This is a genomic window from Pseudomonas sp. HP_08 (assembly GCF_055284095.1).
Genome location: NZ_JBTOQC010000023.1, coordinates 221,451 through 235,415 on the forward strand (window position 1 = coordinate 221,451; position 13,965 = coordinate 235,415).

General features: G+C 60.8%; 13 protein-coding genes. 9 read left to right on the forward strand and 4 right to left on the reverse strand.

Going from position 1 to position 13,965, the window contains the following annotated elements; genetic code table 11:
* Positions 1–236 precede the first annotated feature (236 nt).
* The 8 genes from ACYAS9_RS19895 to ACYAS9_RS19930 all read left to right on the forward strand — a co-directional run bounded on the left by ACYAS9_RS19895 (position 237) and on the right by ACYAS9_RS19930 (position 7,646).
* Positions 237–1,265 carry an amino acid ABC transporter substrate-binding protein gene (locus ACYAS9_RS19895; protein WP_463569973.1) on the forward strand — a complete coding sequence of 343 codons (1,029 nt, stop codon included), beginning with the start codon at positions 237–239 and terminating at the stop codon, positions 1,263–1,265.
* Positions 1,266–1,338: 73 nt separating this feature from the next.
* On the forward strand, positions 1,339–2,520 hold the full coding sequence (locus ACYAS9_RS19900) for an amino acid ABC transporter permease (RefSeq protein WP_463569974.1): 1,182 nt from the start codon (positions 1,339–1,341) through the stop codon (positions 2,518–2,520).
* Between the two features lie 10 nt (positions 2,521–2,530).
* On the forward strand, positions 2,531–3,628 hold the full coding sequence (locus tag ACYAS9_RS19905) for an amino acid ABC transporter permease (protein ID WP_463569975.1): 1,098 nt from the start codon (positions 2,531–2,533) through the stop codon (positions 3,626–3,628).
* Positions 3,629–3,638: 10 nt separating this feature from the next.
* Positions 3,639–4,403, forward strand: a complete 765-nt coding sequence (locus ACYAS9_RS19910; RefSeq protein ID WP_122469630.1) for an amino acid ABC transporter ATP-binding protein — start codon at positions 3,639–3,641, stop codon at positions 4,401–4,403.
* A 168-nt stretch (positions 4,404–4,571) separates the two neighbouring features.
* A complete protein-coding gene (locus tag ACYAS9_RS19915; protein ID WP_463569977.1) occupies positions 4,572–5,822 on the forward strand; it encodes a CynX/NimT family MFS transporter in 1,251 nt (416 codons plus the stop codon).
* Positions 5,823–5,897: 75 nt separating this feature from the next.
* On the forward strand, positions 5,898–6,389 hold the full coding sequence (locus ACYAS9_RS19920; protein ID WP_463569979.1) for a nuclear transport factor 2 family protein: 492 nt from the start codon (positions 5,898–5,900) through the stop codon (positions 6,387–6,389).
* Positions 6,382–6,681, forward strand: coding sequence for a GIY-YIG nuclease family protein (locus ACYAS9_RS19925; protein ID WP_463569980.1), 300 nt, complete (start codon positions 6,382–6,384; stop codon positions 6,679–6,681). Before ACYAS9_RS19920 ends, ACYAS9_RS19925 begins: the two co-directional genes overlap by 8 nt.
* 32 nt (positions 6,682–6,713) lie before the next feature.
* Complete coding sequence (locus ACYAS9_RS19930; protein ID WP_463569982.1) at positions 6,714–7,646, forward strand: glutathione S-transferase family protein; 933 nt, start codon at positions 6,714–6,716, stop codon at positions 7,644–7,646.
* Here ACYAS9_RS19930 and ACYAS9_RS19935 read toward each other — a convergent pair whose 3' ends face one another.
* Complete coding sequence (locus ACYAS9_RS19935; RefSeq protein ID WP_463569983.1) at positions 7,647–7,997, reverse strand: glutaredoxin domain-containing protein; 351 nt, start codon at positions 7,995–7,997, stop codon at positions 7,647–7,649. It abuts the gene before it with no gap.
* Between the two features lie 4 nt (positions 7,998–8,001).
* A complete protein-coding gene (gene yejK / locus ACYAS9_RS19940; protein ID WP_463569984.1) occupies positions 8,002–9,003 on the reverse strand; it encodes a nucleoid-associated protein YejK in 1,002 nt (333 codons plus the stop codon).
* Positions 9,004–9,366: 363 nt separating this feature from the next.
* Between yejK and ACYAS9_RS19945 the strand changes: the two genes are divergently transcribed.
* Positions 9,367–9,648 carry an HU family DNA-binding protein gene (locus ACYAS9_RS19945; protein WP_459741831.1) on the forward strand — a complete coding sequence of 94 codons (282 nt, stop codon included), beginning with the start codon at positions 9,367–9,369 and terminating at the stop codon, positions 9,646–9,648.
* Between the two features lie 76 nt (positions 9,649–9,724).
* Here the strand turns inward: ACYAS9_RS19945 and rlmF are convergent, their stop codons facing one another.
* Both rlmF and ACYAS9_RS19955 read right to left on the reverse strand, forming a co-directional pair.
* Positions 9,725–10,750 carry a 23S rRNA (adenine(1618)-N(6))-methyltransferase RlmF gene (gene rlmF / locus ACYAS9_RS19950; RefSeq protein WP_463569986.1) on the reverse strand — a complete coding sequence of 342 codons (1,026 nt, stop codon included), beginning with the start codon at positions 10,748–10,750 and terminating at the stop codon, positions 9,725–9,727.
* 233 nt (positions 10,751–10,983) lie between these two features.
* On the reverse strand, positions 10,984–13,830 hold the full coding sequence (locus ACYAS9_RS19955; protein ID WP_463569988.1) for a valine--tRNA ligase: 2,847 nt from the start codon (positions 13,828–13,830) through the stop codon (positions 10,984–10,986).
* Positions 13,831–13,965 lie beyond the last annotated feature (135 nt).

Genomic DNA, 13,965 nt, shown 5'->3' on the forward strand with positions numbered 1-13,965 from the left:
CTATCACTGGTCGGCGCAGCACGCGAATCCCAGCTACAGGATTCACGGCACGATTCATTCCGTTCAACGATACGGAAAAATCATGGGGCTTTGGTCCACGAGACGGTGGGGATGGTTTCACCAACGGACCCAACGTCGCACGACCCAAAAAAATGCCAGCACGGGTCGTTAATGCCCCACAAGGGTGCGACGTGACTAAAGCTCCCACACAACAAAGAGCAAACTGGAGGTTATGAATGAAGATGTTGAAATCCACCCTGGCGGTAGTGACCGCTTTCGCAGCACTGGGCATGACCGGTGTCGCCAATGCCGGTGCCACGCTTGACGCAGTCCAGAAAAAGGGCTTCGTTCAGTGCGGTGTCAGCGATGGTCTGCCAGGCTTCTCCGTTCCTGATGCCAAAGGCGTTATTACCGGTATCGACGCTGACGTCTGCCGCGCCGTAGCCGCCGCTGTATTCGGTGACGCCACCAAGGTCAAGTTCAGCCAGCTGAACGCCAAAGAGCGCTTCACCGCGCTGCAATCGGGCGAAATCGACGTGCTGTCGCGCAACACCACCTGGACCAGCTCGCGTGACTCGGGCATGGGCCTGACCTTCGCCGGCGTCACCTACTATGACGGCATCGGCTTCCTGGTAAACAACAAGCTGGGCGTCAAGAGCGCCAAGGAACTGGACGGCGCCACCGTGTGCATCCAGGCCGGTACGACCACCGAGCTGAACGTTTCCGACTACTTCCGCGCCAATGGCCTGAAGTACACCCCGATCACCTTCGACACCTCCGACGAAAGCGCCAAGTCGCTGGAAAGCGGCCGTTGCGACGTGCTGACCTCCGACCAGTCGCAGCTCTATGCACAACGCAGCAAGCTGGCCAATCCGAAGGATTACGTGGTACTGCCGGAAGTGATTTCCAAGGAACCACTGGGCCCGGTCGTGCGTAAAGGCGACGAAGAGTGGCTGGCCATCGTCAAGTGGACCCTGTTCGCGATGCTCAACGCCGAAGAAGCGGGCGTGACCTCCAAGAACGTCGAAGCCGAAGCCAAGGCGACCAAAAACCCTGACGTTGCCCGTATGCTCGGCGCCGACGGTGAGTACGGTAAAGACCTGAAGTTGCCGAAAGACTGGGTGGTGAAAATCGTCAAGCAGGTCGGTAACTACGGTGAAGTGTTCGAGCGCAACCTGGGCGAGACCACGCCTCTGCAGATCAAGCGCGGCCAGAACGCGCTGTGGAACAACGGCGGCATTCAGTACGCTCCTCCGATTCGCTGATTTGACCCTGCGCCCGGCCGCCTGAACAGGCCGCCGGGTGCTCTGCACCGTTCCATTTTTTCCGGGGCATTTCATGCAAAAACATATCGACGCACCCAAACAAAAGCTCACCCTGAGCGACCCCAAAGTGCGCGCCTGGCTATTCCAGATCATCACGATTGTGGCGGTGGTCTCCCTGGGCTGGTTCCTGTTCGACAACACCCAGACCAACCTTGAACATCGTGGCATCACCTCCGGTTTCGGCTTTCTCGATCGCAGTGCAGGCTTCGGTATTGCCCAGCACCTGATCGACTACACCGAAGCTGACAGTTATGCCCGAGTCTTTCTGATCGGCCTGCTCAATACGCTGCTGGTATCGTTCATCGGCATCATTCTGGCGACCCTGCTGGGTTTCAGCATCGGTATCGCCCGTTTGTCGCCCAACTGGATGGTCAACAAGCTGGCGACTGTCTACGTCGAGGTGTTCCGTAACATCCCGCCGCTGTTGCAGATCCTGTTCTGGTACTTCGCTGTCTTCCTGACCTTGCCTGGTCCACGTAATGCCCATGGCTACCTCGACATGTTTTATGTCAGCAGCCGTGGCGTGAACATGCCGCGTGCCCTGGTGGCCGAAGGCATGACGGCATTTCTGGTCAGCCTGGTGGTGGCCGTGATTGCCACCGTGCTCATGGCCCGTTGGGCCAACAAGCGTTTCGAAGAAACCGGTGTGCCGTTCCACAAGTTCTGGGCAGGGCTTGCCCTGATGCTGGTCATCCCGGCATTGAGCATCCTGATTGCCGGTGCGCCTGTGCACTGGGAAATGCCTGAACTGCGTGGTTTCAACTTCGTCGGCGGCTGGGTACTGATCCCTGAACTGCTGGCGCTGACACTGGCACTTACGGTCTACACCGCGGCGTTCATCGCCGAAATCGTGCGTTCCGGTATCAAGTCGGTCAGCCACGGCCAGACCGAAGCTGCCCGTTCACTGGGCCTGCGTCCGGGTCCGACCCTGCGCAAGGTGATCATTCCCCAGGCTCTGCGGGTGATCATTCCGCCATTGACCAGCCAATACCTGAACCTGGTGAAGAACTCTTCGCTGGCCGCCGGTATCGGTTATCCGGAAATGGTTTCGCTGTTTGCCGGCACTGTGCTCAACCAGACCGGGCAGGCGATCGAAGTCATTGCCATCACCATGAGCGTGTACCTGGCAATCAGCATCAGCATTTCCCTGTTGATGAACTGGTACAACAAGCGCATTGCGCTGATCGAGCGGTGAGGAAACGCGCATGAGTACACATACGTTCAAACCCAATCTGGCACCGCCAAAATCCACCGTGGGTGTGGTTGGCTGGATGCGCAGTAACCTGTTCTCCAGCTGGTTCAACACCGTACTGACCCTGTTCTCGTTGTATCTGGTCTGGCTGATTGTGCCACCGATCATCAACTGGGCCATTCTGGATGCGAACTGGGTCGGCACTACCCGCGCCGACTGCACCAAGGCCGGTGCGTGCTGGGTGTTCATCGAGCAGCGCTTCGGCCAGTTCATGTACGGCTACTTCCCCGGCGATCAACGCTGGCGTGTCGACCTGACCGTGATTCTGGCCATCGTCGGTATCGCGCCACTGTTCATCAAGGCGTTCGAGCGCAAGGTCGCCTACGGCCTGAGCTTTCTGGTGCTGTACCCGATCATCGCGTTCTACCTGCTGCATGGCGGCGCATTCGGTCTGACCACCGTGCCCACCAGCCAGTGGGGCGGCCTGATGCTGACCCTGGTCATCGCCACCGTCGGCATCGCCGGCGCCTTGCCGCTGGGTATCCTGCTGGCGCTGGGACGGCGTTCGAACATGCCGGCGGTGAAAGTGGTCTGCGTGACGTTCATCGAGTTCTGGCGCGGTGTTCCACTGATTACCGTACTGTTCATGTCCTCGGTCATGCTGCCGTTGTTCCTGCCTGAAGGCATGAACTTCGACAAGCTGCTGCGTGCACTGATCGGCGTGATCCTGTTCCAGTCGGCCTACATCGCCGAAGTGGTGCGCGGTGGCATGCAGGCGATTCCCAAGGGCCAGTACGAAGCTGCTGCGGCCATGGGCCTGGGCTACTGGCGCTCGATGGGCCTGGTGATTCTGCCGCAAGCCCTGAAGCTGGTGATCCCCGGTATCGTCAACACCTTCATTGCCTTGTTCAAGGACACCAGCCTGGTGATCATCATCGGTCTGTTCGACCTGCTCAACAGCGTCAAGCAGGCTGCGGCCGACCCGACCTGGCTGGGCATGGCCACCGAAGGCTATGTCTTCGCGGCCCTGGTGTTCTGGATTTTCTGTTTCGGTATGTCCCGCTACTCCATGCATCTGGAGCGCAAGCTGGACACTGGCCACAAGCGTTAGGAGTTTCGTGATGAGTGAAGCAGTCAAAAAGCCGCTGGGCGCCGAAGGCATGATCCGTCTGGAAGGTGTACACAAGTGGTACGGCCAGTTCCATGTGCTCAAGGACATCAACCTCAATGTGCGTCAGGGTGAGCGTATCGTGCTGTGCGGGCCATCGGGCTCGGGCAAATCGACCACCATCCGTTGCATCAACCGCCTGGAAGAGCACCAGCAGGGGCGCATCATTGTCGATGGCACCGAACTGACCTCCGACCTGCGGCAGATCGAAACCATCCGCCGTGAAGTGGGCATGGTGTTCCAGCACTTCAACCTGTTCCCGCACCTGACCATTCTGCAGAACTGCACCCTGGCGCCGATGTGGGTGCGCAAGATGCCGAAGAAGCAGGCCGAAGAAATCGCCATGCACTACCTTGAGCGTGTGCGCATTCCGGAGCAGGCCCACAAGTACCCAGGCCAGCTGTCCGGTGGCCAGCAGCAACGGGTGGCGATTGCCCGCGCCCTGTGCATGAAGCCCAAGATCATGCTGTTCGACGAGCCGACCTCGGCACTCGACCCGGAAATGGTCAAGGAAGTACTCGACACCATGGTCAGCCTGGCTGAAGAGGGCATGACCATGCTGTGCGTGACCCACGAAATGGGCTTCGCCCGCACCGTGGCCAACCGGGTGATCTTCATGGACAAGGGTGAAATCGTCGAACAAGCCGCACCAAACGACTTCTTCGACAACCCGCAAAGCGACCGTACCCGTCTGTTCCTCAGCCAGATCATTCATTGATCGAAGGTTGATGCAGATAAAGAAACCGGACCCTGTGTCCGGTTTTTTTATGCAGGCGTGATACCCGCCTGGCCGCAATCGCGCTGAACCTTGTAATCCTCATCCTTCTCCAACAGGATACGCGGCCCCTCCCTGCGACAGGGGCGACACCTGAGACCTGAGGATTCAATGACTGCCAAACCACCCCGCGACCCTTCACCTGCCGATGACACTTTGATCGAGACGACGGTTACCGACGCGCCGCCGCGCATCCGTACCTGGCTGTTGTTGCTGGGCCTGGTGCTGGTGGCCATCAACCTGCGTCCGGCACTGTCCAGTGTCGCGCCGCTGCTCAACGATGTGTCGCAGGCGTTGGGGCTGTCGGCGGCAAAAGCCGGTTTGCTGACCACTTTGCCGGTGCTGTGCCTGGGCCTGTTCGCACCGCTGGCACCGTGGCTGGCGCGGCGTTTTGGCAGCGAGCGGGTGGTGCTGGGTATCCTCTTTATTCTGGCGCTGGGCATTGGCTTGCGCAGCCTGTTCGGCGAGGTCGGGCTGTTTGCCGGCAGCCTGCTGGCCGGCGCCAGTATCGGCATCATCGGCGTGCTGTTGCCGGGTATCGTCAAGCGCGATTTCCCGACCCACGCCGGCGCCATGACCGGGGTCTATACCATGGCGCTGTGCCTGGGCGCTGCGCTGGCAGCCGGTGCCAGTGTGCCGCTGAGTCATGCGTTCGGTGAGCGCTGGGACGCCAGCCTGGCGTTCTGGGTGATTCCGGCATTGCTCGCTGCGCTGTTCTGGTGGCCGCAGGCACGCCAGACCCACGGTACGCAACGCAGCATCGTCAAGGTGCGCGGCCTGCTACGCGATCCGCTGGCCTGGCAAGTCACCTTGTACATGGGCTTGCAGTCATCGCTGTCGTACATCGTCTTCGGCTGGCTGCCCTCGATCCTGATCGGCCGTGGCCTGAACCCCACCGAGGCCGGCCTGTTGCTGTCCGGCTCGATCATTTGCCAGCTCATCAGTGCCTTGAGCGCCCCGTGGCTGGCGACCCGTGGCAAGGATCAACGCCTGGCAATCGTGGTGGTCATGGGCCTGACCCTGACCGGGCTGTTCGGCTGCCTGTATGCACCCATTGAAGGCTTGTGGGGCTGGGCGATCATTCTCGGTATTGGCCAGGGCGGCACGTTCAGCCTGGCGCTGGCCCTGATCGTGCTGCGCTCGGCCGACTCGCACGTGGCCTCCAACCTGTCGGGCATGGCACAAGGCATCGGCTACACCGTCGCCTCCATCGGGCCGTTCGCGGTAGGTGTGGTGCACGATGCCACGGGAACCTGGGGCCCGATCGGCTGGATTTTCGGCCTGCTGGGTCTGGGCGCCATCCTTGCCGGGCTGGGCGCCGGACGCGCCCGTCAGGTGCAGGTCCGTCACGATACGCCGTAACGCGCATGAGACCGTTGGCACACGGGCAGTTTGCCGCTTATTGTTCAGCGATACTTTTTCAGGACGTCTGCCAGCATGGATTATGAAGAGCAAAGCCAGGTCAACAGCGCATTGATCAGCCGCTTCTACGAAGCGTTCCAGCGGCTCGATGCCGAGGCCATGGCTGACTGTTACAGCGATGACGTGCTGTTCAGTGACCCGGTATTTGGCACCTTGCGCGGACAACAGGCCAAGGACATGTGGCGCATGCTCACGTCGCGGGCACAAAATTTCTCGGTGGTGTTCGACCAGGTACGCGCCGATGACCAGAGCGGCAGTGCGCACTGGGTGGCGACCTATCTGTTCAGCCAGACCGGCCGCACCGTGGTCAACGACATTCAGGCGCGTTTCGTGTTCAGGGACGGCAAGATCATCGAGCACCACGACCAGTTCGATGTGTGGCGCTGGTCGCGTCAGGCACTGGGCACCAAGGGCCTGCTACTGGGCTGGACACCGCTGGTGCAAAACGCCATTCGTGCCCAGGCGCATAAAGGCCTCAAGGCATTCGGTGAGAAGCGGCGTGGCTGAGGTTCAAGCGAGCGATACGCTGCAAAAGCCCTGGTTCGTTTATCTGGTACGGGCGGCCAACGGCTCGCTGTACTGCGGCATCAGCGACAACCCGCAACGACGGTTTGCCGCCCACCAGAGCGGCAAGGGTGCGCGCTACTTTCACGCAAGCCCTGCCGTGGCGCTGGTGTATGTGGAGGCGTGGCCAAGCAAAGGCGAGGCCTTGCGTCATGAGCGGCTGATCAAGAAGTTGCGCAAGAGTGCCAAGGAGGCGTTGGCCGCTTCTGCCGGTGATTCGCGACACAAAGAATAATCCCGAGAGTTTGTCCACGTAAGGAGCCAAGCATGTCCGAGCTGATCCTGCACCATTACCCGGCCTCGCCATTCGCCGAAAAAGCCCGCTTGATGCTGGGCTATAAAGGCCTGTCATGGCGTTCGGTGTTCATTCCTGCCGTGATGCCCAAACCCGATCTCACGGCACTGACCGGCGGCTACCGCAAGACGCCGGTGCTGCAAGTGGGCGCGGACATCTATTGCGACACCGCCCTGATCGCCCGGCGGCTGGAGCAGGAAAAGGCCTCGCCGGCGTTCTACCCCGCAGGCCAGGAATTCACCGTCGCCGCGCTGGCGGCCTGGGCAGATGTGAACCTGTTTCAGCATGCGGTCAGTCAGGTGTTTCAGCCTGAGTCCATGGCGCTGCGTTTTTCCAGATTGCCCCCGCAAGCGGTCGAAGCCTTCAAGGCTGACCGTGCCGCCCTGTTTGCCGGTGGCTCGGCATCGCGGCTGCCACTTGCGCAAGCCTTGCATCAGTGGCCGACCTTCATGTCACGCCTGGAGCAACAGCTGGAGCGCAATGGCGATTACCTGTTCGGCGAGCCATCGATTGCCGATTTTTCCGTGGCCCATCCGCTGTGGTTCCTGCGCCAGACACCGATTACCGCGCCGGCCGTGGACGAGTATCCGGCCGTGGCGGCCTGGCTCAAGCGCGTCGAAGGCTTCGGGCATGGCGCTTTCAGCGCGATGAGCGCTGAAGAGGCTATCGAAGTCGCTGCTAATACCACCCCGATTGAAGTGCCGAAGGAAGTCTTCACTGACCCTAACGGCTTCAAGCCGGGTGATCAGGTGGTGATCTCGGCCATCGATTACGGCGTTGATGGTGTGGAAGGGGAGTTGCTGTTCGCGGGCCGTGAAGAACTGATTCTGCGCCGCGAAGACCCTCGCGCCGGGGTCGTGCATGTGCACTTCCCGCGGCTGGGGTTCAGGATCGAGAAGCGCTAGTTATTTCAGCGCCGCTTCGATCTGCTCCGGCGCAAAATCGCGCAGCAAGGTGCCATTGACATCCAGCATCGGAATGCCGCGTCCACCCAGCGCTTCGTAGGCCTTGCGGCCTTCGACGCTGGTGTCGATGTCGTATTCGCTGAACGCAATGCCCTTGCTGTCCAGAAAGCGCCGCGCCTGCTTGCAGTAGCCGCACCAGTCGGTCGAGTACATCACCACCCGCGCCTGGCTATAGCGCTGTGCCTGCTCTGGCGGGGGCGGGTTGATGAAGTGCTCGATCCTGCCCCAGTTCTGATAGATCACCACCACCAGCAGGATCAGCGCGACTTTCTTGAGGGTCCGTTGCAGCATCGGCTCAGCGTCGTTTCAACTGGTCGGTAAGCTGGGTCGGCAAGCCCTTGATGATCAGCGTGCCGGCGGCTTCGTCGTACTCGACCTTGTCGCCCAGCAGGTGGGCTTCAAAGCTGATCGACAGGCCTTCGGCGCGGCCGGTGAAGCGGCGGAACTGGCTCAGTGTGCGTTTGTCGGCTGGAATCTCCGGCGACAGGCCATAGTCCTTGTTGCGGATATGGTCGTAGAAGGCCTTTGGCCGCTCTTCATCGATCAGTTCGGACAACTCGTCCAGCGCAATGGGCTCGCCCAGTTTGCTCTGGCTGGTGGCGTAGCTGACCAGCGCCTTGGTCTTTTCGCGGGTGGCTTCTTCGGGCAGGTCTTCGCTTTCGACAAAATCACTGAAGGCCTTGAGCAGGGTACGGGTTTCGCCAGGGCCGTCGACGCCTTCCTGGCAGCCGATGAAGTCGCGGAAATACTCCGAGACCTTCTTGCCGTTCTTGCCCTTGATGAACGAGATGTATTGCTTGGACTGCTTGTTGTTCTGCCACTCGGAAATGTTGATGCGCGCCGCCAGGTGCAACTGGCCCAGATCCAGGTGCCGCGAAGGCGTCACGTCGAGTGACTCGGTCACCGCCACGCCTTCGCTGTGGTGCAGCAGGGCGATGGCCAGGTACTCGGTCATGCCTTGCTGATAGTGGGCGAACAGCACATGACCGCCTACAGACAGGTTGGACTCTTCCATCAGCTTTTGCAGGTGCTCGACAGCGGTGCGGGTGAAGGCTGTGAAGTCCTTGCTGGTCTCCAGGTACTCTTTCAGCCAGCCGCTGAATGGGTAAGCGCCCGACTCGCTATGAAACAGCCCCCAGGCTTTGCCCTGTTTGGCGTTATAGCTTTCATTGAGGTCGGCCAGCAGGTTTTCGATGGCCGCCGACTCGGCCAGTTCGCTGTCGCGTGCGTGCAGCACTGCAGGCGTGCCGTCGGGTTTCTTGTCGATCAGGTGGACGATGCAATGACGGATCGGCATGGATTTCTCGGCTCGGAAAAGTGAAGAGCGGTGCGGCTCGTGGCAAGGCGGCCAGTGTACCGCAGGGTCGCGATAAATGGCCGATGTGGCTGTTTTTCGTCCAATCGGGGGTTTTGAATCGATTTTTTTGCTTCAAAGGCCGCAAAACCTGACCAAAAGGATAGCCAGAGGCGGATATTTGCCCGGCTCTGTGCTAGTTTTGCGCGGTCTTGCGCACTCCAGCGCGTCAGGCATGCAGTTTGTGCGCGTGCTGGCGAACCAAATCATGGTTTCAGTATCTACAACTTCGCGATTGATCGTGGCTGCCAATGGCCGACGTTGCACTCTGCAATCCATATGAATTTTATAGGGAAGGAACACTACATGGCTCTTACCAAAGACCAGTTGATCGCCGATATCGCAGAAGCTATCGACGCGCCAAAAACCACCGCGCGTAGCGCTCTGGAGCAGTTGGGCCAGATCGTTGCTGATCAACTGGAAAACGGTGCTGAAATCACTCTGCCAGGTATTGGCAAGCTGAAAGTCACCGAGCGTCCAGCTCGTACCGGCCGCAACCCTTCGACTGGCGCTGCCATCGAAATCGCTGCCAAGAAAGTGGTCAAGTTCGTTCCAGCCAAAGTGCTGACCGACTCGATCAACAAGTAAGCTCACGCTTGCTGTTGAAAGCCGTGCACGGGGTTACCCGGCACGGTTTTTTTGTGGGCGCGATATGGCCTTGCGATCAGGCTGTCGCCCAGCGCTGCGCTCGCCATGTGGCCTGCTCGGCCGCATCGTGAAAGGTCCAGGCGACGAAGCGGCTCTGCTTCTGTCCCTGGCCCATTTCCACGACCCGCACCTCGAAGGCGCCGATCTTTTTCAGGCGGTGCTGAATCTCCGGCAGGTTCGCGGCCTTGGACACCAGGGTGCTGAACCACAGCACTTGTTCAGGGATTTGCGCGCTTTCATCGATCAGACGAGTGACAAAGCCGATCTCGCCGCCTTCGCACCATAACTCCTGAGCCTGACCGCCAAAGTTGAGCACCGGCAGCTTGCGCTTCGGGTCAGCCTTGCCCAGTGCCCGCCATTTGCGCTGGCTGCCGCGCGTGGCTTCCTCCAGAGAGGCGTGGAAGGGCGGGTTGCACAGGCTCAGGTCAAAGCGCTCGCTGCTGTCGAGCAGGCCGTGGAGGATGTGCTGGCGGTTACTCTGCTGGCGCAGGCTGATGGCTTTGCCCAGGCCGTTGGCCTTGACGATAGTGTTGGCGGCGGCCAGCGCCTTGGCGTCGATCTCCGAGCCTGCGAAGTGCCAGCCGTAGTCGGCATGCCCCAGCAGCGGATAGATGCAGTTGGCGCCGGTGCCGACATCCAGCACTTTTACGGCGGCGCCCCGCGGGATCACCTGCTGGTTATGTTCGGCCAGCAGGTCGGCGAGAAAGTGCAGGTAGTCGGCGCGCCCGGGAATCGGTGGGCACAGGTAATCGGCGGGAATGTCCCAGTGGGCAATGCGGTACTGCGCCTTGAGCAGCGCGCGGTTGAACACCCGCACCGCTGCCGGGTTGGCAAAGTCGATGCTCTGCTTGCCATAGGGATTGAGAATGACGAACTCGCCCAGCTCCGGGCTGCTCTTGATCAGCGCCGGAAAATCGTAACGGCCCTGATGACGGTTACGCGGGTGCAACGTGGCCTTTACCGGCGGCGCAGCAGGCTTGGCCTGGCGCTGGTGCTTTTCGCGTTTAGGCTTTTTACGTGGAGGCTTCGGGGTATCGGTCATGGGCCGTATCCTTTGACACTGCGCGGTCCTACAGCAAACAAAATAACCGGTAGGAGCGCGCTTGCCCGCGATTGAGTGCGAAGCGCTCACAGAAATCTGTAAAGCGCTGAGATTTTACGACTGCTAGCGCAGCCGGTCGCGGGCAAGCGCGCTCCTGCAGTTGCTGTATGACAGCAGGAGTGCGTGCATAAAAAAGCCAGCCCGCGAACGGACTGGCTGTTTGCACCAGCGCCTTACAGGCTGCTGATACGGGCGTGCTGCTCGGCCAGCTTGCTCAAGGCTTGTTCAGCCTCGGCCAGTTTGGCGCGTTCTTTCTCGATGACTTCGGCAGGTGCCTTGTCGACGAAGGCGGCGTTGGACAGCTTGCCGCCCACGCGCTGCACTTCACCTTGCAGGCGCTGGATTTCCTTGTCCAGGCGCGCCAGTTCCGCACCCTTGTCGATCAGGCCGGCCATCGGCACCAGCACCTGCATCTCGCCGACCAGGCCGGTGGCCGACAGCGGTGCTTCGGCGCCTGCGGCCAGGACGGTGATCGATTCGAGCTTGGCCAGCTTCTTCAGCAGGTGCTCGTTGTCACCCAAACGGCGTACGTCTTCGGCGTTGGCGTTGTTGAGGAACAGTTGCAGTGGCTTGCCAGGGCCGATGTTCATTTCGCCACGGATGTTGCGCACCGCCAGCATCAGGCCCTTGAGCCACTCGATGTCGCCTTCGGCGGCTTCATCGATGCGTGTTTCGTTAGCCACTGGCCACGGTTGCAGCATGATGGTCTTGCCTTGCGCACCGACCAGCGGCGCCAGGCGCTGCCAGATTTCTTCGGTGATGAACGGCATGAACGGATGCGCCAGACGCAGCGCGACTTCCAGCACGCGCACCAGGGTGCGGCGGGTGCCGCGCTGGCGCTCGACCGGCGCGTTCTCGTCCCACAGCACTGGCTTGGACAACTCCAGGTACCAGTCGCAATACTGGTTCCAGATGAACTCGTACAGCGCCTGTGCTGCCAGGTCGAAGCGGAACTGATCCAGTTGGCGGGTCACTTCGGCTTCGGTGCGTTGCAGTTGCGAGATGATCCAGCGGTCCGGCAGCGACAGCTCGAAGGCCTCGCCGTTCTGGCCGCAGTCTTCGCCCTTGTCCAGCACATAGCGCGCCGCGTTCCAGATCTTGTTGCAGAAGTTGCGGTAGCCTTCGACGCGGCCCATGTCGAACTTGATGTCACGGCCGGTCGAGGCCAGCGAACAGAAGGTGAAGCGCAGGGCGTCGGTGCCATAGCTGGCGATACCGTCCGCGAACTCCTGGCGGGTCTGCTTCTCGATCTTCTTGGCCAGTTGCGGCTGCATCAGGCCGCTGGTGCGTTTCTCTACCAGTGTTTCCAGGTCGATACCGTCGACGATGTCCAGCGGGTCCAGAACGTTGCCCTTGGACTTGGACATCTTCTGGCCCTGGCCGTCGCGCACCAGACCGTGCACATAGACGGTCTTGAACGGGACCTGAGCGGTGCCGTCGTCATTCTTCACCAAATGCATGGTGAGCATGATCATCCGCGCGACCCAGAAGAAGATGATGTCGAAGCCGGTGACCAGCACGTCGGTGGAGTGGAAGGTCTTCAGTGCTTCGGTCTTTTCCGGCCAGCCGAGGGTCGAGAAGGTCCACAGGCCCGAGCTGAACCAGGTGTCGAGCACGTCGTTGTCCTGATGCAGCACCACATCGCTGCCCAGGTTGTTCTTCGCACGCACCTCGGCTTCGTCGCGGCCTACATAGACCTTGCCCGACTCGTCGTACCAGGCCGGAATGCGGTGGCCCCACCACAGCTGACGGCTGATGCACCAGTCCTGAATGTCGCGCATCCACGAGAAGTACATGTTCTCGTACTGCTTGGGCACGAACTGGATGCGGCCATCTTCGACGGCGGCAATGGCAGGCTCGGCCAGCGGCTTGGTGGAGACGTACCACTGGTCGGTCAGCCATGGCTCGATAACGGTGCCGGAGCGGTCGCCTTTCGGTACTTTCAGGGCATGGTCGTCAACGCTGACCAGCAGGCCGGCGGCGTCGAACGCGGCAACGATCTGCTTGCGGGCCTCGAAGCGGTCCAGGCCTGCGTAGTGCGCAGGCAACTGAGCATCAAGGCTGTCATTCAGCGTGCCGTCGAGGTTGAACACCTGGGCGGTGCCCAGTACGGCGGCGTTCTTGTCGAAGATGTTGATCAGCGGCAGGTTGTGGCGCTTGCCGACTTCATAGTCGTTGAAGTCGTGAGCCGGAGTGATTTTCACGCAGCCGGTGCCGAACTCGGGGTCGCAGTAGTCATCGGCGATGATCGGAATGCGGCGACCGATCAGTGGCAGTTCGACGAACTTGCCGATCAGGGCCTTGTAGCGCTCGTCTTGCGGGTTAACGGCGACGGCCGAGTCACCGAGCATGGTTTCCGGGCGCGTGGTCGCGACCACCAGGAAGTCCTTGCCCTCGGCGGTGGTGGCACCGTCAGCCAGCGGGTAGCGCAGGTTCCACAGAAAGCCCTTCTCGTCGTGGTTTTCAACTTCCAGGTCGGAGATGGCCGTGTGCAGCTTGGTGTCCCAGTTGACCAGGCGCTTGCCGCGATAGATCAGGCCGTCTTCGTACAGGCGTACGAAGGCTTCCTTGACCGATTCGGACAGGCCGTCGTCCATGGTGAAGCGCTCGCGGGTCCAGTCTACCGACGAACCCAGGCGGCGAATCTGGCGGCTGATGTTGCCGCCAGACTCGGCTTTCCATTCCCAGATCTTGTCGAGAAATTTTTCGCGACCCAGCTCGTGGCGGTTCTGACCCTGGGCTTCAAGGCGACGCTCGACCAGCATCTGGGTGGCGATACCGGCGTGGTCGGTACCGGGTTGCCACAGGGTATTGCGGCCTTGCATACGGCGGAAACGGATCAGGGCGTCCATGATCGCGTTGTTGAAGCCGTGACCCATGTGCAGGCTGCCGGTCACGTTCGGCGGCGGGATCATGATGGTGTACGAGTCACCAGCCCCTTGCGGAGCGAAATAGTTCTCGGACTCCCAGGTCTGGTACCAGGAAGTTTCGATGGCGTGCGGCTGGTAAGTCTTGTCCATGCGCGGCGGGAACCTGTGGCATTGATTCGGAAACCGGCAAGTATAGACCCGCAGGGTAGCGGCAAGCCATAAGCGGCAAGCTGCAAGTTAAAAGCGGTGATAGGGGGCAGGCGTCCAGACGGCGTTTCAAGCCTG